The organism is Veronia nyctiphanis, assembly GCF_004116385.1.
Lineage (GTDB): Bacteria > Pseudomonadota > Gammaproteobacteria > Enterobacterales > Vibrionaceae > Veronia > Veronia nyctiphanis.
This window is the reverse complement of record NZ_PEIB01000022.1, coordinates 15,043-36,591: the sequence shown is the minus strand read 5'-3', so window position 1 is coordinate 36,591 and position 21,549 is coordinate 15,043. Positions and strand designations below refer to the sequence as shown.

The following is a 21,549-nucleotide window of genomic DNA, read 5'->3' as shown; positions in this document are numbered from 1 at the left end:
AATCATCGGTTTTCCGAGCAAAACGCAGTGCAACTTTATAAATAATAACTAGCTTAACTACATAAATGTGACTGTAAGGCTCAGGATTGGCCAGAAAATGAGGTAGGGATGTCAGATAAAGTAGATTTTATTGTGATTGGCGGCGGCTCAGGAGGCTGCGCTGTGACTGGGCGTCTGGTCGAAAAAGGCCAAAAAGTGTGTGTGTTGGAGGCTGGACCAAGCGATAAACCTTTCTGGGTTTTAAGCTCTGGGGAGTGAGAACACCTGTCGTTAGTATGCTGCTGAATAACTGGATCCCCTACATTTATAACTGGTGGTTTTTTACTGACAGAGACAAAGAGCTTAACAAGCGCAAATTGTTTTGGCCCAGAGGTAAGGGCATGGGCGGCAGTTCAAACATCAATGCGATGCTCTACATCCGTGGCCACAAAAAAGACTATGACGAGTGGGCTGAGCTCGGTAATACGGGGTGGAGCTGGAATGAGATGCTCCCTTATTTCCTCAAGAATGAAAAGAATGAACGTTTTGAGGGCGACCCTTTACACAGTAATGAGGGGAAGCTGGCCGTCTCTGACCAGTGTCATATCCACAGCCTGACGAAGGTGTATCTCGAAGCGGGTCAGCAGGCGGGTATCAAACTCACTGATGACTTTAATGGAGAAGAACAAGAGGCGTCGGCTATTATCAGGTCACTCAGTTGGATGGGTGCCGTTTCAACGCCAATCGAGCGTATATTGAGCCCTTAGGGGATGACAGCAACCTGCGTGTCGAAACCCGAGCCAAGGTTTCCCGTATCCTTTTTGATGGAAACAAAGCGATTGGCGTGGAATATGTGCAAAAAGGCAAAACGAAGCAGATTTTCGCTGAGAAAGAGGTCATTCTCGCTTCTGGTGCTGTTCAGACGCCGCATATTTTAATGGTGTCCGGTATTGGCCCTAAAGCGGAGCTTGAGAAACACAATATTCCCGTGGTTCAGGATTTACCTGGTGTCGGCGAGAACTTGCAGGACCACCTTACGACGACCATAAAGTATTGCGATAAAAGCCGTACCTCCATTAACCTTGGTCCTTTCGGGTTGCCGAAAATCATCAAAGAAGTATTCGTTTATTTACGCAAAAATCGTGGCTTGATGGCTTCTGTTGCGGCAGAGGGAGCGGCGTTTACCAAGACCGACTCATCCTTTGAGCGCGCGAACCTACAGACCCACTTTCTCCCTATTGTGCTTCACAACCATGGGCGGAAACTCGATTTTCGTTTCGGTTTCTCTCTTCACCTGACCGACCTGCGGCCCAAGAGTCGAGGTCGCATCTATCTGAAGTCTGCGGATCCAGACGACAGACCTTTGATTGAAACGGGTTACCTAACTGACCCCGAGGGCATTGATTTAAGAAATATGGTCGAGATAGTCAAAAATGGCCGTAACCAGATGATGCAGGCTGCGTTTGATGCCTATCGAGGCAAAGAAATTGCCCCTGGCGCTGAGGTGCAAAGCGATGAAGACTTGGCCAAGTTTGTTCGCTCCAATGCAGAAACCATCTACCACCCTGTCGGTACCTGTAAAATGGGCGTTGACGATGACATGGCGGTGGTCGACCCACAGCTTTGTGTTTACGGTGTTGAAGGGCTTCGAGTTGCCGATGCGTCGATTATGCCGCTGATCATTGGCGGAAACACCAATGCACCGACCATGGTGATCGGTGAGAGGTGCGCAGACTTTATCGCCAGCAAATATAACCTCCCGATGACGATCCCGGACGAGAATGACAATGTTGTGCCCATGCGTCAGGCGGGCGGATAAGAGTAAGCTCGCCAAAATAAAAAAGCTCACTGGCCAGTGAGCTTTTTACATTCCAGCCAGTTTAATTCGCTATAGAAAGGCACTGATGGCAGTGTTAGCTGTCAAGGCTGCTAGTGGATATTGGAGAGAATGAACAGCACAAAACGGACTTCAACAATGTTTGTCATTGCGTGAACCAGACTGTGCACGATACGCAGCCCCACATAGGCCCATGCGAGATAGATATTAAGCTCAGAAGCTTGCCCTAACACTGCCAGAGACAACACCACGGCATAAAACAGCGTAGGCTGCTCCATCAGGTGATTGTAGTTATCCGCTTTCCACCGGACTTTTGCGGGGAGTTGTGACATTTGGATCCCGGATGGCACATGCGAGTCCATCTTCATTTCCATCTTTGCGATGGCAGGTAACCGGGTGACATACATCCAAAGCCACATCACCATCGACCATACAACCAGTGCCAGCACTGGCTGCACGAAAACACTCTCTGTCTCCATGTTCGTTCCCTCTTGTTTTATTTTTTGATGTCTTTGTTGGCAATACTTTGTTAGCAATAGCTACGGGGTTGAAACTATTGTGTTTCCCTACCAACCTCGTTGCGTATTTTCGCTAAGCATTATTTATCAGCTTCTAACATAGCAAGGCGGTTTCGTATGAGGCGTTTCATCATTGAGCCATAGAGTAAAGGCTCGCTCACCTGACGCCGATATTGACGTCCACAAGCTCCCCTAACGGGCAAATCGACCTGATTGTGTGCTGACTTTTTTGAACAAAGAGCGTGAGGATATTGTTGATAAACCTGACCGATAAGGCTGTCTCAATATTGCTGGATGTTCAGGTTATCTTATTTATTTCTAACGATTGTGTAGTGACTAATTTCGTCTTTACAGTGTCGAGAGATGTGCCTCCTCACTCTCAGCAGTTAAATAGATTGCTCGCTGCCTCTGTGCAATAGTGAGGGTTAATCGGGAGGGAGCCAGATGAAGAATTATTGTGCCATGGGTATTTTGTTGAGTTTGCTTGGATGCGGTGGAGGGGGCGGTGATGCTGGTGGTGAAAACGCCTCTGTGTCTTCATCTTCAACAACGGCGTATAGCGATGACAAGCTAGATATTTTTGTCATGTTTCAGTCCATGGGCGGCAAAAAAGCAAGGGCAAGTAGTATTCCAAAGACCGCAGTCAACAATACACTTCTTACATTGGGCAAGGGAGATGCTATCGGGGTGACGGTTGATGGCGTGAAACAGGTGTTGTCTCGTGAAGAGAACACCGACGTCGCCAGTTATTCACTCGATACTGTATCAGACGCTTCAGAATATGTACTTACGTTCTCACGGGAAAGTAATAATGCCTCTTACTCCGTGCTCTTTAATCAAGACGCTCTTCCCGTCCCCATGTCGCTTACCCATTCATTTGCTGGTGAAGTTATATCAATTAATGTGTCGCGAGAAGCCGGACACTTTTACAGTATTCCATGGATGGCTTTGAACTGTTTCTCTGAGCGTGAATCACTCACCACAGCAGTACATAGTTCCCTCGATGAAAATGGGAGCTATCAACAGAGCTTGAAGACTGCGTTTGACTCCACGCAAAGCGAACTATTGCAACGCTTTGATGAATGCCATGTGGATTTTACTGTTTCAGCGTCTAGGCTAGAAAATGCTAGCCAGTATCGCGATGGGCCACTGAATGTCAGTGTCAGTAAGATCAAAGAAATTCGTATTGATTTATAGCCAACTTCTCTTTTCAAAAGAAAAAGGCTCTGCAGTTGCCTGCAGAGCCTTTTCCAAAAAATCAGGTAAAAACTTAAATTAGTTCATGCCGTATTTTTTCAGTTTCTTACGGAGCGTACCACGGTTGATACCCATCATGGTTGCCGCGCGGGTTTGGTTACCACGGGTGTATTGCATGATAGTGTCCAGAAGCGGTTGCTCAACTTCTGCGAGTACAAGCTCATACAGATCATTGATTTCCTGGCCATTCAGCTGAGCAAGGTAGTTTTTCAGAGAAGCCTTTACCGAGTCGCGCAGTGGCTTCTGGGTAATTTGATCTTGTGAAGTTACAGTTGTCACTGTTAGTGCTTCTGAAGTCAGGTTTTGTTCGAACATATTCTGTTAGCTCTTCTCGTATTTATGCAACGTTTTCGAAATGATCTTGCAGCGCATCGAGTTGCATTTGAGCGTCTTCGATAGCGTTGAAAGTCTGGCGAAAATCACCAAATTGCTCATGCTCTTTTAGGTACCAACCCACGTGTTTACGTGCAATTCGCAGCCCTTTGAGTTCACCGTAAAATTGATGAAGCTCTTGAACATGACCCAATAAAATTTCTTGTACCTCATCCACAGGCGGTGGAGCGAGCTCCTCGCCTGTATTGAGATAGTGCTGAATCTGCTGAAAGATCCAGGGACGCCCCTGCGCTGGGCGGCCAATCATTAATGCATCTGCACCCGTATAATCGAGTACATGACGGGCTTTCTGAGGTGAATCTATATCCCCATTGGCAATCAGGGGAATGGATATTGCCTCTTTTACCGCTCTGATGCTGTCGTATTCCGCTTCACCTTTGTACATACACGCACGAGTCCGGCCGTGAAGGGCCAGTGCCTGTATGCCACACTGCTCGGCCATTTTTGCGATATCGACACAGTTTTTGTTTTCGGTGTCCCAGCCCGTACGCGTTTTCAGCGTAACAGGCACATCCACTGCGTTGACCACGGCAGTCAGGATCTGCTCGACCAAATCCGGTCGGGTCAGCAAGGCTGAACCAGCCAGTTTTTTGTTTACCTTTTTCGCTGGACACCCCATGTTGATGTCGACGATTTGCGCGCCATTCTCAACACAGTAGCGGGCAGCTTCTGCCATCATGTCTGGCTCAGCGCCAGCAATCTGTACAGAACGAATGCCTTTTTCATCGAGGTGAACCATACGGTTCTTCGACTTGTCAGTGTTCCACATCTTCGGATTCGACGACATCATTTCACTCACGGCCATTCCTGCCCCAAAACGCAGGCACAATTCACGGAACGGTCGATCAGTCACACCCGCCATGGGAGCAACGATCAGTGAGTTCTTCAATGTATAAGGTCCAATCTTCAAAGGGCTACCTTCTAAAACCAGCAAGGGCGCGCATTTTACGCATTTTTTGGCGACCTGAAAAGGCCATTATTTGAGCGTTTCACCTTGATTTTATAAAAAAACAAAGAATTCATGGTTTTAGTACAAAAAATGGCCAAAAAAGATTGATTTATACGCGATGTGCCGTGATACGGCACCATTCTTCGCGCTCAATGATTTGCTCGACGCTGAGTTCGTCACGATAACAATCGGCGACTGACTCTGCCTGAGTGTCCAACACGCCCGACATGGCAAGGCGGCCCTGAGGTGCAATCAGGCTTTTTATAACGGGTGCCAGCTCACGAAGCGGGCCAGCCAGAATGTTAGCCACGACGATGTCGCCCTGAATATTTTCAGGCTGATCCTGAGGCAGGAAAAGTGCCAGACGGTCAGCAACGCCATTTCGCTCGGCGTTGTCTTTCGATGCCTGAAGTGCCTGGGGGTCGATATCGATACCGATAACCTTTTTCGCGCCCAGTTTAAGGGCGGCAAGAGACAGAATGCCGGAGCCACAACCAAAGTCGATCACAGTTTTGCCTTCCAATGATTGGCTATCGAGCCACTCAAGGCACAGTGCTGTGGTTGGGTGAGTACCAGTACCAAATGCAAGACCCGGATCAAGCATCACGGTGACGGCGTTTTCATCAGACACATCACACCAGCTTGGGCAAACCCACAAACGCTCGCCAAAACGCATCGGCTTGAAGTTGTCCATCCAAGCGCGTTCCCAGTCTTTGTCTTCAAGCTGTTCAATCTTGTAGGCGAAATCGTCATCCAGAAGCGGGCTGGCTTTTAGGATAGCCATTACCTCGTCCATATCGGCTTCTGCATCATAGAGAGCGAGGATGTCGGTATCTCCCCAAAGTCGCGTCTCACCGGGCAGTGGTTCGAAAACCGGCGTGTCTTTGGCGTCAAGGAAAGTCACAGACAGGGCGCCTGCGTCTTCCATCAGCATGTCACCGATTGTTTCTGCATTCGTTTCCGTCGCATTCAGTTTGATTTGAATCCAGGGCATGGTTAATTCCGCTTAGCTTGCTTGGCGTTTCTGATTAAGGAGGCGGAGTCTAGCATAAATTTTAGGCAGCCCGAATAAGATTGTTGGTTGTACGCTGGGTCGGGAGGTTGAAGCATAAAGCAGCGCATTCACACTGCTTTATGCGGGAGATGAAGTGCTATTAGCGGTGTTTTACACGGTACTTTTGACATTGACTGACGTAGAAAAATGCCAGCAATCCGATGATCAGTGACGGCACTATAGCCTGCATGTCGCCCATATCAGGCTTTGTCACCGCCAACAGAAGGTAGCTTCCTGCACCACACACCATAGAGGCGATAGCGCCTTCGGCAGTGGCATGGTTCCAGTAAAGGCCGAGCACTAACGGCCAGAGAAAAACGGCCTGCAAGCCACCAAACGCGACAAGGTTGAGCCAAATAATCATGTCGGGGGGATGGATGGCAGCAACAAACACCAGCGCTGAAAAGATGCCCGTTACCCACAGTGATAACGTAGGAAGCTTTTTCTCGACGGCGTCGAAATCGGCGTCGGCTGGGTTGATGTAGTTGAGATACAGGTCTTTCAGCATGGTGGCGGAGGCCTTAATGAGCTGCGAGTCTATCGTCGACATGATGGCTGCCATGGGGCCTGCGAGGAAAATACCGGCAACGGCTGGTGGCAAGACGGTGACCATCAGTGTGGGCATAATCTTATCGGGCTGCTGATATCTGGGATAATGGCCCGGCCTAGTGCTCCCGCCATATGCATTCCCAGCATCGGAAAAGCCATCACCGCGGTACCGATAACCATAGCGCGGTGCAAAGACTGACTGTCTTTGTAGGATATGCAGCGAATGGCTGCATGAGGCAGTCCGATAACACCAAAACACACCAGTACCCAGAAACTCAACATGAAAGGCTGGCTAAGAAAATTGTTCGGTCCATAAGGCGTGATGAGTGCCTGGTCAATGTCTTTGAGTGCTTGGATCATCTCCCCAAGCCCACCTCCGGCGTGAATAATGCCTGTCAGCAACGCAATGGTGCCAATATCATCATTACGCCTTGCAGAGCATCTGTCATGACCACGGCACGAAATCCTCCAATGGTGGTATAGAGGCCAACAGTCTATGCAAAAATGGTGAGTCCTTGTTGGTAACTGAGGCCCGTCACGGTTTCCAGTAAGCGCGCGCCACCGACAAATTGCACGACCATGATGCCGAAGAATGCCATGAGTAACGACAGCGACGCTAAGATCACGACGGCGCGGTTTTTATAACGGGCGTACAACATGTCATTAAGCGTTAGTGCGCCATGGCGACGGGCTTCAATGGCGAATTTCTTACCGAGTACCCCAAGTGTCAGCCAAGCGGCGGGCAATTGGATCATCGCAAGTAGCACCCATCCCAGCCCCATTTTGTAGGCAGCAACCGGACCGCCGATAAAGGAGCTGGCACTGGCGTAGGTGGCTGCGAGCGTCATTGCCGCCCATACTGCGGCCACCCAGGAGATAATCACTGAGAAAGCCGTCACTTTTGGCGGGCTTTTGCTTGCTGAAAAGAGCCAGCGCAAATACAGCGGCAAGATACATCGTGAGAGGTAACAGTAACTCAAGGTTCATCCTTGTTACCTTGATGCCACATCCAGCGACATGTCTTTGAAGACAAACTTCACCATCAGGCCACAGAAAATAGTAAATACGAGCGGCCCAATCACACAAGCGAAGACAAACCATAGGGGTAAACCGAGGAGCAGTGCGGTATCGTCGGTGTGAGAAGGTGTGAAGAGGTAGGCGGAGGCATACCACCAAATAAAATAGGCGATGGCCAGCCCAATCGACCAGTGGGCTTCTTTGTGAGCCTGTCGGTATCGCGAACGAAGCGTGTTCATTGAGAGGTTCCACTGCTTGTGTTGATGTCGCCATTTCTGGCGTTTTCAGTGTAGAGAATTAAAAGGGGCGCTATTGTGGCAAAAGTGAATATCGAAGCATAAGAGGGGATTTTCGTTCTTTAAATACAAAGAAAGGCCGCAATTGCGACCTTTTTGTTAATGCAGGGTTACTTATTGTAAGCCCAGCTTTTTCTCCAGATAGTGGATGTTAGCACCACCATGCTGGAAGTTTTCATCTTTCATGATTTCCAGCTGGAGCGGGATGTTAGTTTTGATCCCGTCAATGATGATTTCACCCAAAGCATTACGCATGCGGGCAATCGCCACGTCACGGTTCTCACCGAAACAAATCAGCTTACCGATCATGGAATCGTAATGCGGTGGCACTGTGTAGCCTGTGTACACATGTGACTCCCAACGAACGCCCATGCCACCCGGAGAGTGGAAACGATCTATGGTACCCGGACTTGGTAGGAAGCGAACAGGGTCTTCGGCATTGATACGACATTCCACAGCATGACCACGGATTTGAATATCATCTTGCGTGAATGACAGTGGCTGACCCGCTGCAATGCGCAGTTGCTCTTTGATCAAGTCTACGCCCGTCACCATCTCGGTCACTGGGTGCTCAACCTGAATACGGGTGTTCATCTCAATGAAGTAGAACTCACCGTTTTCGTACAGGAACTCGAAAGTACCCGCACCGCGGTAGCCAATTTCAAGACAGGCACGGCAGCAGCGTTCACCGATGTATTTACGCATTTCTGCGGTAATGCCCGGCGCAGGTGCTTCTTCCACAACCTTCTGGTGACGGCGCTGCATTGAACAGTCACGTTCACCAAGGTGAATAGCACCGCCCTGGCCATCAGCCAAAATCTGAACTTCAATGTGACGCGGGTTTTCAAGGAATTTCTCCATGTAAACCATGTCATTGTTGAAGGCCGCTTTCGCTTCAGCGCGGGTCATTGCAATGGCTTCGGTCAGTTCAGCTTCAGAGCGCACAACACGCATACCGCGGCCACCACCACCACCAGAGGCTTTGATGATCACGGGATATCCGATGCGTTTTGCGAAGGCTTTGTTCTTCGACTCATCGTCGTCAAGTGGGCCGTCTGAACCCGGTACACAAGGGACACCGGCTTTCTTCATCGCGTTGATCGCTGACACCTTGTCACCCATAACACGGATGGTCTCGGCTTTAGGGCCAACAAAAATGAAGCCAGACTGTTCAACCTGCTCAGCGAAGTCAGCATTTTCTGACAAGAAACCATAGCCAGGGTGAATAGCCACTGCACCTGTGACTTCCGCTGCACTGATAATGCGCGGAATGTTCAGGTAGCTTTGTGGGCTTGGGGCTGGACCAATACAGATAGTTTCGTCTGCCAGCAGCACGTGCTTAAGGTCACGGTCAGCAGTGGAGTGCACCGCTACCGTTTTAATACCCAGCTCTTTACATGCGCGCAAAACCTCAGTGCAATTTCACCTCGGTTTGCAATCACAATTTTGTCTAACATGGGTACCCTCGGTTATTCGATAATGATCAGAGGTTCATCAAATTCTACAGCCTGGCCGTCTTCACACAGGATAGCTTTGACCTTACCTGATTTGTCAGCCTGGATCTGGTTCATCATTTTCATTGCTTCAACGATACACAGTGTGTCGCCTTCACTTACTGACTGGCCAATCTCAACAAAAGCTTTGGCTTCAGGGCTTGGTGAACGGTAGAAAGTACCTACCATCGGCGACAGAACTTTATGACCCGCATCTTCCGCAGCAGGTGCTGGCGCAGCTTCAGCAGCAGGCGCAGCAGCGGCAACAGGAGCAGGCGCGGCTACAGCAGCGACAGGTGCTGCGGCAACGGTGGCAATCGGTGCAGTGGCACGGCTGATACGCACTGACTCCTCGCCTTCAGCAATTTCCAGCTCGGCAATGCCTGACTCTTCAACCAGTTCAATAAGCTTCTTGATCTTACGAATATCCATGGTGTTGTTCTCTTCTAATTTGTTTTCATTTGGCGTCTGATTGCAGCTTTCTCGCTGCCGCCATTAGTGCGAATTCATACCCGGATGGGCCAAGTCCACAAATCACGCCTTCTGCTTTATCTGAGAAGTAAGAGTGATGACGGAAGGGCTCACGGGCATGAACGTTAGATAAGTGCACCTCGATAAACGGTATGCTCACTCCCAGAAGGGCATCGCGTAGTGCGACGCTGGTGTGGGTATAGGCAGCCGGATTAATAATGATGAAGTCCACTTTGCCGTAGGCCTGATGAATGGTGTCTATCAGTGTGGCTTCAGAGTTTGACTGCACGTGTTCGAGGGTAATGCCAAGGCCGTTGGCCTGAGTGGTCAGGTTGGTCACAATCTGGTCGAGGCTGAGTTGACCATAATGACCGGGCTCCCGGGTACCCAGCAGGTTAAGGTTAGGGCCATTGAGCAGCAAGATGCGGTGATTTGTTGCCATATTGTCTAACTTTTCCTTTTATTGCTGTGAATCTTCATCAAAATTCACGAACGTCCATTTCGAGTGTGACGCACGAGTGCGGGAGTGTGTTTTCTTTTCTAACCGCCAATTATAGTGAATTCACAACAAATGGCAGCAAAATACTGGTCTAATCTCCAGATATTTCTCATTACTGCGTAACGGTGACTTAGAAAAGTAGAGTCCTCAAAGGATAAAAAGGTCCGATTAACCGTGTTTTTTGTTATCACAACGTTAACCGAATCACATAATATGGCTGTCTGGATTATTACTCAAGATGAATAAAAAAGGCCGCATCTGCGGCCTTTGGAGATTGAGATAAAGATCTAAGCGGTTAGCTTAGGTTTTCTTTTTCAGCAATAAGTTTGTCGACAACACTCGGGTCTGCCAGTGTCGAGGTATCACCGAGGCTACCTGTGTCACCCGTGGCAATCTTACGCAGAATACGGCGCATAATTTTACCTGAGCGGGTCTTCGGCAGCGCATCAGTCCAGTGCATGAAATCTGGCGTTGCGATGGGGCCAATTTCCTTGCGTACCCAGTCTTTCACTTCTTTATGAAGTTCTGCACTCGGTACTTCACCTGCATTCAGGGTGATATAGGCGTAAATCGCCTGACCTTTGATATCGTGCGGTACACCGACGATGGCGGCTTCGGCAATCTTGTCAAACGCAACCAGCGCTGACTCAATCTCTGCGGTACCCATACGGTGACCGGAAACGTTCAGTACGTCATCAACACGGCCTGTGATCCAGTAGTAACCGTCTTCGTCACGGCGCGCACCGTCGCCAGTGAAATACATGTTCTTGAACGTCGAGAAATAGGTTTGTTCGAAGCGCTCGTGGTCACCATAAACGGTACGCATCTGACCCGGCCATGCATCCAGCATCACGAGGTTACCTTCTGTGGCACCTTCAATGATGTTACCCATGTTATCAACCAGTGCAGGTTGTACACCGAAGAATGGACGCGTTGCTGAGCCTGCTTTCAGTTGCGTTGCACCTGGCAGAGGGGTGATCAGGATGCCACCGGTTTCTGTTTGCCACCAAGTATCAACGATAGGGCAGCGCGAATCACCAATCGTTTTGTAATACCATTCCCATGCTTCAGGGTTGATAGGTTCACCTACCGAGCCCATCACGCGGAGAGAATCACGTTTGGTTCCCTGTACTGCTTCGTCACCTTTTGCCATCAATGCGCGGATAGCGGTCGGTGCGGTGTAAAGGATGTTGACCTGGTGTTTGTCTACGACTTCACTCATACGCGCTGTCGTTGGATAGTTAGGTACACCTTCGAACACGATAGTTTTAGCACCGTTGGCAAGCGGTCCGTAGATCAGGTAGCTGTGGCCAGTGATCCAGCCTACATCCGCGGTACACCAGAATACTTCACCTTCTTGATAGTCGAAGACATATTTGAAGGTCATGGTCGCGTAAACCAGATAGCCACCTGTGGTGTGAAGCACTCCTTTTGGTGTCCCTGTTGAGCCAGAGGTATAAAGAATGAACAACGGATCTTCTGCGTTCATTGGCTCAGGGTCACAGTGGTCAGAAACATCAGCCGTGGCGTCATGCCACCAAACATCGCGCTCATTGTTCCAAGTAACATCACCGCCAGTGCGACGATAAACGATTACTTTTTCGATATTTTTAACTGAAGGGTTATCTAATGCGGCATCAACGTTGGCTTTCAACGGGACAGAGCGTCCACCACGAACGCCTTCATCAGCAGTGATCACGATTTTGGCGTTGGAGTCGACAATACGACCGGCCAGTGCTTCTGGAGAGAAGCCACCGAAGACAACGGTATGTACGGCACCTACTCGGGTACATGCCAGCATCGCGATAGCAGCTTCCAATACCATTGGCATATAAAGACAAACCACATCGCCTTTTTTAACGCCTTGTGCTTTCAGTGCATTTGAGAAACGGCTGACTTCTGCGTGAAGCTCTTTGTAAGTAAGGGTTGAGTCGTCTTCAGGGTTGTCACCTTCCCAGATCAGCGCAACCTGATCACCTTTGGTTTCAAGGTGACGGTCGATACAGTTTGCGGAGACATTAAGCTTTCCGTCTTCAAACCATTTGATGCTCACGTTACCCGGGGCATAGCTGGTATTTTTGACTTGAGTAAAGGGCTCAATCCAGTCGACGATATGACCATGTTCAGACCAGAATGCTTCCGGATCTTTCACTGAATGCTCGTACATCTCGAGATATTTGGCGTTGTCTGCGTGTGCATTAGCTCGATCTCTGGCATAACCGGATGCAGGTGGATCTCACTCATCTTTAATTCTCCTTGTGTTCCTGCAGGATGCGTGACACTTCGATTTGAGTTGACCAGTTAGATTTAGTGTAGAAAAAGTAAACGCTGGCCTAGTCTATCTAACTTCCAATAAGTGCGAATACGCGGCAATTAGACTTTAGGATGAGGTAACGGGCTATATCCACACTTCTGACAAATACTCGTACGACAATTAGGCTATCTCCCGTTTCTCTCATTTGTTATTGATTTACATGTACTTTGAAAAAAGGGAATGACTACCTTTCTGCTGCTTTAGTCATAAGTGGTGACCAGTTATGAAGGCTAAAGAAATGATGACGCCAAAGTGACCTCTAAGTACTGGGTGTTAGTTGTGTAAAAAAGACGGATAAATTGCGACTGAACGGCCAAACTGATGGGACGGCAATAATCTTCTGGGTGTAGTTTGATTTCCCCATCTCCGATGACATGGCTGTCCTGTTACTACGGCAGTTTTTACTTTGTGTTTGGTATTTACGTCCCCTTCTGGGCCGTTTGGATGCACTGGCTGGGCTTGTCTGCAGATAAGATTGGGCTGGTAATTGGTGCGGGTGTTGTGACTCGCTGCATCGTGAATCTTTTCGTGTTACCCCGCTTCCACCATCACAGCCAACTGATTCCAATGCTGCGTGTGATTACCATTGGCAGCACGGTTTTTGCTGCATGGCACTTGACTGCTGGCCCTGATCTTGGCTGGCTGCTGTTGCTGTCAGTCTTGGTCAACGCCATGCTTGGCCCTTCTTTTCCGGTCACCGATACCATTGCCAGCCACTATGGCCGGGCAGGCTTGCTTGATTACGGCAAAGTCCGACTTTGGGGGTCGGCAGCATTTATTCTTGGCACAACATCAGCAGGTCTGCTGGCAGACCAACATGGTCCGGGTGTGATTGTTCCTCTTGCGGTGGTGGCGCTGGTGGTAGCCTCATGCTGGGTGATGGTCACGCCTCAGACCCTTCCGGTGACGAGTAACCAAGCATCAACACCGAGACCAAAGCTCAGACAGGTGCTGTTAGAAAAGCGAGTGTTACTTCTGATGGCGATCTTGTCGCTTATTCACGGCAGTCACGCCACCTATTATGCATTCAGTGCAATTTACTGGGGGTCGGCTGGTATGAGTGAGTCGACAGTCAGTTATCTGTGGAGTATTGGCGTTGGTGTCGAGATTATTATTTTTGCTTTCAGTCAGCGGCTTTTTCGCGATTGGTCAATTGTCGGTCTTTTGTGGTTGTCGATTCTGGCTGTCACAATTCGATGGCTAATGACGGCGATGACGACCGATATACTCTGGCTATTCGCAGCACAGTCGCTACATGGCATCACCTTTGGTGTTACTCATCTGGCTGCGATGCAGTTTATCCGTCAACAACCTACGGAAAAGGTGTTGGCCTTGCAGGCACTGTATAGCGCTATCCCAATGGGTGCGGTGTTGGCTGTTATGACGATGGCAAGCGGTCCGCTTTATGATGCTTTATTAGGACAGGCATTTTTTGTCATGGCTGGCACCGGCGTTCTCGCCGCTGTTGTTCTGTTGTTCAGTGCGTCGACGTTAAATGACAAGACAATGAAAACGGAGAAGAAGCAGTAATGGAAGTGCGTCACGTTGATAGGTAAACAAACAAGGGAGCGTTGAGCTTACTGAAGCTAAGTGATAAACAGACGTTATAACGTGTTGTCAGGGAAGGTATTATGTTTCAGGGATGGATGATTGTCGTCGTATCGCTTGTGTATCTGGGGGTACTTTTTGCTATCGCCTGGTACGGTGACAAACGCTCTGAATGGTTGTCTGGATGGCGTCCCTGGATATATAGCCTGTCTATTGCTGTCTACTGCACCTCTTGGACCTTTTTTGGCACTGTTGGTCAGGCATCGAGCGAGCCCTGGTCTTTCCTCCCGATATACCTCGCGCCGATTTTGGTCTTTACCGTCGGCTGGCGTTTTCTGGCCCGGATTATTCTGATTTCCAAACGCGAGCACATTACCTCTATTGCTGATTTTATTGCGGCCCGTTATGGCAAGTCGCAGGGGTTAGCGGTAGTGATCACCCTGATTGCAGTGATTGGTATCTTGCCTTATATCGCGCTGCAGCTTCGTGGTATCACCATGGGTTTAGGCGTTTTGTCACCCGATACCTTCGAGACAATGAATGAGTCTAAGGTCGCCTGGTTGGTGTGTGTCTCACTGGCCATTTTTACCGTGCTGTTCGGCAGTCGTCATATCGATTCAACAGAGCATCATCGTGGTTTGATGATGGCGATTGCCTTTGAATCGATCGTTAAACTGCTCGCCTTTATGCTGGTGGGCTTTTTTGTTGTTGACCTGTTATTTGAAACCGATAAAACATTGCCATCGCTGACTGATACGAACGTTGTCGGTGAGCCGCAGTGGGGTAGCCTGATCATTCAGACGATTCTGACCATGGCAGCGATATTTTGTCTGCCCCGCCAGTTTCATACCATGGTGGTTGAAAATACCCACATTGAAGACCTGCATACCGCCCGACGCGTTTTCCCTATCTACCTGCTGTTAATGGGAATCTTTGTTTTGCCGATCGCCTATGCCGGGCAGGCCATGCTGGCACCGGATGTTTCAGCCGATACCTATGTTCTTGCCCTGCCGCTGTCGGAGGGAAATACCTTCATTGCAACACTAGCGTTTATTGGCGGTGTGTCAGCAGCGAGCGGTATGGTGATTGTATCGACCACGGCGCTGGCGACCATGGTCTCAAATGATCTGGTGTTACCCATGTTGCTTCGCCGAATGCGGGTCGAAAATCGAAGTTTCGTTGAGCTTTCTGATTTACTTCTGAACGTCCGGCGTGGCTTGATTGCCCTATTGCTATTGGGGGCATGGGGCTTTTATCAGTTGATCCTCAACGTGCCCTCATTGTCTGCGATTGGCTTTTTGTCTTTTTCGGCGGTTGCACAATTTTCGCCACCGTTAGTTGCAGGTATTTACTGGCGTCAGGCCAACAAAAAAGGGGTGTATGCCGGGCTTTTTGTTGGCTTCACGATCTGGTTAATGACCTTGATGGAACAGACCGGCATGATGGCTGGCAGTTCAGAAACCAACCTTATTCTTTGGCTGCTGACACCGCCTGAAGTGCCGCTTCTTCGCGAGTTGAGTTTGGCTGATTGGGGAATGTTGTTAAGCGTGATGGCCAACGCGGTGTGCATCTTTGTTGTGTCACTGGCAAGCCGCCCTTCTCTGGCAGAGAGGCTTCAAGCCAGTAACTTCGTGGGGAATCCCATCCCTGAAGAGGATGACAGCAGCCTGTACTACAGCCGTGTCACAGTTGCCGAGCTTGAAGAGCTGGCGTCGCGCTTTGTTGGGCGCAAGCGAATGAGAACCAGTATGGATAGCTATGCCCGAACACGGGGCGAAGTACTCAATCCGACCGGGCAAGCTAAATCGAGTTTGATTCGCCATACTGAGCGAGTATTGGCAGGGGTGTTTGGTGCATCGTCGGCGAAACTGGTCCTTTCATCGGCCCTTCAGGGCCGAAATATGCAGTTGGAGGAAATCGCCACTATTGTCGATGAGGCTTCAGAGTTTTTTGATTTCAACCGAGGATTACTGCAAGGGGCGATAGAGCATATCAGTCAGGGGATTTCGGTGGTTGATAAGCAGCTTCGGCTGGTGGCTTGGAACCAACGCTACATCGAGCTTTTCCGGTTTCCCCGTGACTTTATTCAGGTCGGACGGCCGATTGCGGATGTTATTCGCTATAACGCGGAGCGTGGGCTTTGCGGCCCGGGTGACATTGAGGAACATGTTGCGAAACGGGTGGTGTTTCTGAGGGAAGGCTCTCCGCATACGTCGTCGCGGGTGCACAAAGATGGCAAAGTCATTGAAGTGCAAGGAAACCCAATGCCAAGCGGTGGTTTTGTGATGAGCTTTGCCGATATCACCGCCTTCCGAGACGCAGAAAAAGCGCTGAAAGCGTCAAATGAAGACTTGGAAGCGCGCGTCACTGAGCGAACCCGTGAACTGGAGTTGCTCAACACCCAGTTGGTCAACGCCACACAAAAAGCAGAAAAAGCCTCGAACTCAAAGAGCCAGTTGCTTGCCGCTGTGAGTCATGATCTGATGCAACCGTTGAATGCGGCGAGACTCTTTGCCTCTTCTTTAGAGGAAATGGCACCGGGTGGTGAAGTCAGCAAAATTTCGAATCATATTCACAGTGCGCTGGGCGCTGCCGAAGATTTGATTGGGGATTTACTGGATATCTCCCGTCTGGAATCGGGCAAGATTAATACCCGGATACGTGAATTCGCACTGGATGATGTGTTCTCGACACTTGAGGCTGAATTCGGCGTGATTGCCAAAAAACAGGGTGTCGACTTTCGGGTCGTGACCACGAGCCTTTTGGTGCGTTCAGACAAACGTTTATTGCGCAGGGTATTACAGAACTTTTTGACCAATGCGTTTCGCTATAATCCGGAAGGAAAGGTGGTGCTGGGTGTTCGGCGTGTTGGTGAGTCTTGTCAGATTGAAGTGTGGGATAACGGCCCTGGTATCCCGTCTGACAGACAGCAAGATATTTTCGATGAATTTACCCGCATTGATCATGAGGGGGCGGAGCTTGGCCTTGGTCTCGGGCTCGCTATTGCGAAGGGTATCAGCCAGATTCTCGATCATCCGTTGACACTAAAATCGTGGTACGGGCAAGGTACAGTTTTCGCCATTCGTACACCGAAACTTGACGACTTCACGCCTAACCAAAACGCGGCATCTTCCTATGTTCCAAGCAACGATACAGGTATAGCCCCGCTGCGTGATGTTAGAGTGCTGTGTATCGATAACGAGAGAGAAATACTGGCAGGTATGCAGAGTTTACTCTCGCGCTGGGAGTGTGACGTCAAACTTGCCGACAGCCTTGATGAAATCGAGCGTGTGTTGGGGACAGGGTGGCAGCCTACTGTAGTACTGAGTGATTATCACATAGCAAAATCGCTCACGGGGCTTGATATCCTCCAAACCTGCCGACAACGTATCGGTGATACGTTTATAGGTGCTATTGTCACTGCAGATAAAAGCCCCGAAGTACGTGAACAGATCAAAGCTGAGGCTATAGCCATGTGAGTAAACCGGTTAAGCCACTGAAGTTACGATCCCTGATTCAACGAGGAGTGAAGTAAGATGGAGCCGTTTGCAATTCCGCGTCTGGATACTGAGTATGGCCTGATGCGTGTAGCGGGGCAGTGGAACCCTGTAAGCAATGAGATGGAACTGACAGAGCTTGATCGAATGGGTACTGATGGTTGGTCTGATATCAGCTTTTGGCTGACAGAACAGGAATATGAAAATCAAATTGTCGCGGTCATGGCTGCGGTCCGCGAGTACTTGCTGACCGCTTGATAGCCTGTTTTTTTAGTTCACATCGTGTTTGTTGTGACTGTTTATTTGTCCTGACTTTCCGTAAAGAAGGTCTTGTATTCAACAAACGTAGTTTCTGATTCCCCGTAGTAGAGACTGTCATTCGATTTCACTACTAATCTCACCATGCTTTCTGGCCCTTGAGGTGCGGGCATCTCGATGGCCCATTCCATTCCATTATTATCTGTCGACGACATGGCAATTGGCTCAGCACTTTCAGACTCACCGAGTGACATTCTTGCGCCCTGTAACGGGAACTCGGAGGTGAGTGTCAGCGATAGCGTGGTCTCTGTCAGTGATTCAGATTTGAGCTTTAGTTTAAAGTCGCCGTTTTCTAAAGAACACAGGCCACTGGTGTATCGGCAGTTAGAGCGCGCGGCCAGCTGATAGGTTTCTCCTTTTTCCGCGACCATTGGCTTTTCACTGAGTGCGGCATCAATACCGAAATAGGCGATGATGGCGAGTATTGGGGCGACAATCATCGCCAAAACAACGTGCTTATTAGTAAACATAGTGACTTCTGATGCTATCCCTTTCTATGATTAAAGCCTAACTCAGGCCGTTGATAAAAAAAGCCCCGGTGTGGGGCTTTTTCATTGTTACGTGAGCAGGTTCAACCCTCATTTCTTAGTGAGCACCCGCTTCGCCCGCGCCAGCAGGAACCCTGACGTGCTCGACCAGATCTTTCACTTCCTGCGGTGTTTCGCCCGTCACTTTCGATACGCCAAAGGCAACAGCAAAGTTAAACACTGCACCGATCGCGCCGAAGGCATTCGGTTCGATACCGAAGAACCAGTTCGAGCCCCAGCTTTCCAGATATTTCCAGTCAGACACAAACAGAATGCCTTTGTGCTGGAATACATAGAACAGGGTGATACTGATACCTGCAATCATCCCGGCAATGGCGCCTTCTTTGTTTATGTTCTTGCTGAATATGCCCATCATCAATGCAGGGAAGATGGATGAGGCTGCAAGACCAAAGGCGAGTGCCACCGTTCCGGCCGCGAAACCGGGCGGATTAAGTCCCAGATATCCGGCGACACCGATAGCCACAACCATGGAGAGTCGGCTGGCCAACAGCTCATTTTTCTCGGAAATATTCGGGTTAATCACACCTTTAATCAGGTCATGTGAGACCGCGGATGATATCGCCAGCAACAAGCCTGCTGCCGTTGACAGTGCAGCAGCCAGTCCGCCTGCGGCAACCAGCGCAATCACCCAGTTTGGAAGGTTCGCGATTTCCGGGTTCGCCAGTACCATGATGTCACGGTCAACTTTCAGCTCATTGGTTTCGTTGCTCGGCGTGTACTGAATGCGGCCATCACCGTTTTTGTCTTCAAAGCCCAATAAGCCAGTTTTCTCCCAGTTTTTGAACCATACCGGACGCTCGTCATAAGCAAGGCTCTGACCCGATGGTGGGTTTACCGTATCCATCAGATTCAGTCGTGCCATGGCTGCAACAGCTGGTGCCGTTGTGTAGAGAATGGCAATGAACACCAATGCCCAACCCGCTGAACTTCTTGCATCACGAACCTTAGGCACGGTGAAGAAACGGATAATGACGTGTGGCAGGCCTGCCGTACCAATCATCAGCGACATGGTGTAGACAAACATATTGAGTGTGTCGCCACGAACGGCGGTGGTGTATTCGGTAAACCCAATTTCTGTGACCACCTGATCCAGCCTGTCGAGCAGGTACTGATCGGTGCCCACCATGGTGCTGCCGAGACCGAGCTGCGGGAACGGGTTACCTGTCAGTTGCAGCGAGATGAAAACCGCAGGGATAGTGTATGCCAGAATTAATACACAATATTGCGCAATCTGGGTGTAGGTGATCCCTTTCATTCCGCCCAGTACAGCGTAAATGAATACAATCGTCATACCAATGTAAAGACCGTCTGCGTAGTCAACTTCGAGGAAGCGACCAAATGCCACGCCGACACCTTTCATTTGCCCGATAACATAGGTGACCGAGGCGATGATCAGACAGGCAACGGCAACGACCCTTGCGGTATTGGAGTAAAAGCGTTCACCAACAAACTCAGGAACGGTGAATTTGCCGAACTTGCGAAGATAGGGTGCGAGAAGGAGTGCAAGTAAGACATAGCCGCCTGTCCAGCCCATCAGGAATACAGAGCCACCGTACCCCATGAAAGCAATCAGACCTGCCATTGAGATAAATGAAGCAGCAGACATCCAGTCCGCAGCGGTTGCCATACCGTTAGCAATCGGGTTTACACCGCCACCGGCGACATAAAACTCTTTTGTCGTTCCGGCTCTTGCCCAGATAGCGATACCTATGTAGAGAGCAAATGTTGCGCCAACCACAAGTAGGTAATTGTTTTTAGATCCATCTTAATTCCACCTTGCCGTTATTAATCGTCATCATCGACGCCAAACTCACGATCGAGTTTCCGCATCTCACGTGCATACACGAAAATGATACCGAGGAAGACGTAAATCGAGCCTTGCTGGGCGAACCAGAAACCAAGTTTATATCCGCCAATCTGAATGGTATTCAGGGCGTCAACAAACAAGATCCCACAGCCAAAAGAAACCACGAACCAGATAACCAGTAAGACTGTCATCAGTTTCACGTTTCTGTCCCAGTAGGCTTTTGATTGTTCCTTACTTTCAAATGCCATTGATTGTTCTCCTTGTCTATTTTTCAGACTGTTGCATTCTGAACATAACAGCAGGATGACAAGTTGACATTGCAACTTTAGTCTAGCGGTTTTGGTGGCTAAGCATCTGAATTTAAAGGAAAGTGGTGCGGATTGGGAATGTTAATGAAATGTTACCATTAGCCGAAGGTCTAATGCTAGAAATGAGAATTAAAGGAAAATGAGAGCTGAAGCGGTAATGGAGTAGCCTGAAAGCTGGGCATTCAGGCATTAATATCCATCTGCTGAAGGAGAATAACGGCTTGGGTGCGGCTCTTGACACCAAGCTTGCGGAAAATAGCGGTCATGTGGGCTTTAATTGTTGCTTCCGACACGTCGAGCTCGAAGGCAATTTGCTTGTTCAGCAGCCTTCGGCCAGCATGTGAAGCACTTTATATTGCTGAGGTGTTAGTGAGGCAATCTTATCGTGGAGCCCATCGCTTTCCTGATGGTCATCGATGCCTTCCGGGAAACAAGGTTCACCTGCGAGTACTTGGTTCAGTGAACGCATCAACTCACGCATATCGCTAGATTTTGGTATGAAACCAAACGCACCATGAGATTTGACCTGACGAATGACATTCGGCTCTTCATTCGCGGAGATCACCACAATCGGCAGGTCAGGGTACTGACTGCGTAATTGAATGAGCCTAGCATGCCGTCTGCACCTGGCATTTTAAGATCCAGCAGTAACAGATCGATATCAGCGTCTTTATCAAGCAGAGCAAGCAAGCTGCTTAGCTGTCAGCCTCATGCAAGGTCGCACCACTTATCGCCATATGCACTGACTGAAACAGGGCATTGCGAAACAGAGGGTGATCATCTGCTATGACTATTGAATATTGAGCGTCCATGTCAGGTTTTATCTGTCCTTTTTTATCGATACGCTAGCACTGGTGTGAAGGAGGATCAATTTATTGCACGGGGAAGTAAGAGATG

General features: G+C 49.4%; 14 protein-coding genes and 7 pseudogenes. 7 read left to right on the top strand and 14 right to left on the bottom strand.

Going from position 1 to position 21,549, the window contains the following annotated elements; genetic code table 11:
- The first annotated feature begins 108 nt into the window (after positions 1 to 108).
- The 3 genes and pseudogenes from CS022_RS27370 (at position 109) to CS022_RS28185 (ending at position 1,798) form a co-directional block, all read left to right on the top strand.
- A complete protein-coding gene (locus CS022_RS27370) occupies positions 109 to 258 on the top strand; it encodes an FAD-binding protein (protein WP_129123137.1) in 150 nt (49 codons plus the stop codon).
- Between the two features lie 17 nt (positions 259 to 275).
- Positions 276 to 955, top strand: a pseudogene (locus CS022_RS16035) (GMC family oxidoreductase); the annotation flags it as partial.
- Positions 956 to 1,129: 174 nt separating this feature from the next.
- Entirely contained in the window at positions 1,130 to 1,798 is a 669-nt protein-coding gene (locus tag CS022_RS28185; protein WP_408057253.1) for a GMC family oxidoreductase, read from the top strand.
- A 110-nt stretch (positions 1,799 to 1,908) separates the two neighbouring features.
- Here CS022_RS28185 and CS022_RS16025 read toward each other — a convergent pair whose 3' ends face one another.
- The gene (locus CS022_RS16025) at positions 1,909 to 2,295 is read right to left on the bottom strand and encodes an MAPEG family protein (protein ID WP_129123134.1); all 387 of its coding nucleotides are present in this window, start codon (positions 2,293 to 2,295) and stop codon (positions 1,909 to 1,911) included.
- 483 nt (positions 2,296 to 2,778) lie between these two features.
- Between CS022_RS16025 and CS022_RS16020 the strand changes: the two genes are divergently transcribed.
- Entirely contained in the window at positions 2,779 to 3,531 is a 753-nt protein-coding gene (locus CS022_RS16020) for a hypothetical protein (RefSeq protein WP_129123133.1), read from the top strand.
- A 78-nt stretch (positions 3,532 to 3,609) separates the two neighbouring features.
- Here CS022_RS16020 and fis read toward each other — a convergent pair whose 3' ends face one another.
- The 9 genes and pseudogenes from fis to acs all read right to left on the bottom strand — a co-directional run bounded on the left by fis (position 3,610) and on the right by acs (position 12,556).
- Positions 3,610 to 3,906: a DNA-binding transcriptional regulator Fis gene (gene fis, locus CS022_RS16015; RefSeq protein ID WP_068904993.1), complete on the bottom strand. Its 297-nt coding sequence runs from the start codon at positions 3,904 to 3,906 to the stop codon at positions 3,610 to 3,612.
- 22 nt (positions 3,907 to 3,928) lie between these two features.
- Entirely contained in the window at positions 3,929 to 4,894 is a 966-nt protein-coding gene (dusB, locus tag CS022_RS16010) for a tRNA dihydrouridine synthase DusB (protein ID WP_129123132.1), read from the bottom strand.
- A gap of 148 nt (positions 4,895 to 5,042) precedes the next feature.
- Positions 5,043 to 5,927 (bottom strand): 50S ribosomal protein L11 methyltransferase, encoded by an 885-nt coding sequence (prmA, locus tag CS022_RS16005; RefSeq protein ID WP_129123131.1) that lies wholly within the window; start codon positions 5,925 to 5,927, stop codon positions 5,043 to 5,045.
- A gap of 160 nt (positions 5,928 to 6,087) precedes the next feature.
- Positions 6,088 to 7,523 (bottom strand): annotated as a pseudogene (gene panF, locus CS022_RS16000) (sodium/pantothenate symporter).
- 5 nt (positions 7,524 to 7,528) lie between these two features.
- Entirely contained in the window at positions 7,529 to 7,792 is a 264-nt protein-coding gene (locus CS022_RS15995) for a YhdT family protein (protein WP_129123130.1), read from the bottom strand.
- Positions 7,793 to 7,963: 171 nt separating this feature from the next.
- Positions 7,964 to 9,306, bottom strand: a pseudogene (gene accC, locus CS022_RS15990) (acetyl-CoA carboxylase biotin carboxylase subunit).
- A gap of 12 nt (positions 9,307 to 9,318) precedes the next feature.
- Positions 9,319 to 9,774 (bottom strand): acetyl-CoA carboxylase biotin carboxyl carrier protein, encoded by a 456-nt coding sequence (gene accB, locus CS022_RS15985; protein WP_129123129.1) that lies wholly within the window; start codon positions 9,772 to 9,774, stop codon positions 9,319 to 9,321.
- Positions 9,775 to 9,799: 25 nt separating this feature from the next.
- The gene (gene aroQ / locus CS022_RS15980; RefSeq protein ID WP_129123128.1) at positions 9,800 to 10,255 is read right to left on the bottom strand and encodes a type II 3-dehydroquinate dehydratase; all 456 of its coding nucleotides are present in this window, start codon (positions 10,253 to 10,255) and stop codon (positions 9,800 to 9,802) included.
- Positions 10,256 to 10,607: 352 nt separating this feature from the next.
- Positions 10,608 to 12,556: pseudogene (gene acs / locus CS022_RS15975) on the bottom strand (acetate--CoA ligase).
- Between the two features lie 421 nt (positions 12,557 to 12,977).
- Between acs and CS022_RS15970 the strand changes: the two are divergent.
- The 3 genes and pseudogenes from CS022_RS15970 (at position 12,978) to CS022_RS15960 (ending at position 17,929) form a co-directional block, all read left to right on the top strand.
- The gene (locus CS022_RS15970) at positions 12,978 to 14,156 is read left to right on the top strand and encodes a 3-phenylpropionate MFS transporter (RefSeq protein WP_235869562.1); all 1,179 of its coding nucleotides are present in this window, start codon (positions 12,978 to 12,980) and stop codon (positions 14,154 to 14,156) included.
- 101 nt (positions 14,157 to 14,257) lie between these two features.
- A pseudogene (locus CS022_RS15965) lies at positions 14,258 to 17,709 on the top strand (PAS domain-containing hybrid sensor histidine kinase/response regulator).
- Between the two features lies 1 nt (position 17,710).
- Positions 17,711 to 17,929: a hypothetical protein gene (locus CS022_RS15960; RefSeq protein ID WP_129123127.1), complete on the top strand. Its 219-nt coding sequence runs from the start codon at positions 17,711 to 17,713 to the stop codon at positions 17,927 to 17,929.
- Positions 17,930 to 17,970: 41 nt separating this feature from the next.
- On the opposite strand, the gene CS022_RS15955 is transcribed toward CS022_RS15960, so the two are convergent.
- From CS022_RS15955 to CS022_RS15940, 4 genes and pseudogenes are all read right to left on the bottom strand, one after another.
- Positions 17,971 to 18,459, bottom strand: coding sequence for a hypothetical protein (locus CS022_RS15955; RefSeq protein WP_129123126.1), 489 nt, complete (start codon positions 18,457 to 18,459; stop codon positions 17,971 to 17,973).
- 115 nt (positions 18,460 to 18,574) lie between these two features.
- Positions 18,575 to 20,301, bottom strand: a pseudogene (locus CS022_RS15950) (sodium:solute symporter family protein).
- A 21-nt stretch (positions 20,302 to 20,322) separates the two neighbouring features.
- Positions 20,323 to 20,592, bottom strand: a complete 270-nt coding sequence (locus CS022_RS15945; protein ID WP_129123125.1) for a DUF4212 domain-containing protein — start codon at positions 20,590 to 20,592, stop codon at positions 20,323 to 20,325.
- A gap of 242 nt (positions 20,593 to 20,834) precedes the next feature.
- Positions 20,835 to 21,464 (bottom strand): annotated as a pseudogene (locus CS022_RS15940) (response regulator transcription factor).
- Positions 21,465 to 21,549 lie beyond the last annotated feature (85 nt).

What these genes read in the sequence shown, in the direction of transcription:
- prmA (WP_129123131.1), bottom strand. Translation starts at nt 5,927, where the DNA reads ATGCCCTGGATTCAAATCAAACTGAATGCGACGGAAACGAATGCAGAA.
- accB (WP_129123129.1), bottom strand. Translation starts at nt 9,774, where the DNA reads ATGGATATTCGTAAGATCAAGAAGCTTATTGAACTGGTTGAAGAGTCA.
- CS022_RS15995 (WP_129123130.1), bottom strand. Translation starts at nt 7,792, where the DNA reads ATGAACACGCTTCGTTCGCGATACCGACAGGCTCACAAAGAAGCCCAC.
- CS022_RS15960 (WP_129123127.1), top strand. Translation starts at nt 17,711, where the DNA reads ATGGAGCCGTTTGCAATTCCGCGTCTGGATACTGAGTATGGCCTGATG.
- CS022_RS28185 (WP_408057253.1), top strand. Translation starts at nt 1,130, where the DNA reads ATGGCTTCTGTTGCGGCAGAGGGAGCGGCGTTTACCAAGACCGACTCA.
- CS022_RS15945 (WP_129123125.1), bottom strand. Translation starts at nt 20,592, where the DNA reads ATGGCATTTGAAAGTAAGGAACAATCAAAAGCCTACTGGGACAGAAAC.
- aroQ (WP_129123128.1), bottom strand. Translation starts at nt 10,255, where the DNA reads ATGGCAACAAATCACCGCATCTTGCTGCTCAATGGCCCTAACCTTAAC.
- CS022_RS27370 (WP_129123137.1), top strand. Translation starts at nt 109, where the DNA reads ATGTCAGATAAAGTAGATTTTATTGTGATTGGCGGCGGCTCAGGAGGC.
- fis (WP_068904993.1), bottom strand. Translation starts at nt 3,906, where the DNA reads ATGTTCGAACAAAACCTGACTTCAGAAGCACTAACAGTGACAACTGTA.
- CS022_RS16020 (WP_129123133.1), top strand. Translation starts at nt 2,779, where the DNA reads ATGAAGAATTATTGTGCCATGGGTATTTTGTTGAGTTTGCTTGGATGC.
- CS022_RS15955 (WP_129123126.1), bottom strand. Translation starts at nt 18,459, where the DNA reads ATGTTTACTAATAAGCACGTTGTTTTGGCGATGATTGTCGCCCCAATA.
- CS022_RS16025 (WP_129123134.1), bottom strand. Translation starts at nt 2,295, where the DNA reads ATGGAGACAGAGAGTGTTTTCGTGCAGCCAGTGCTGGCACTGGTTGTA.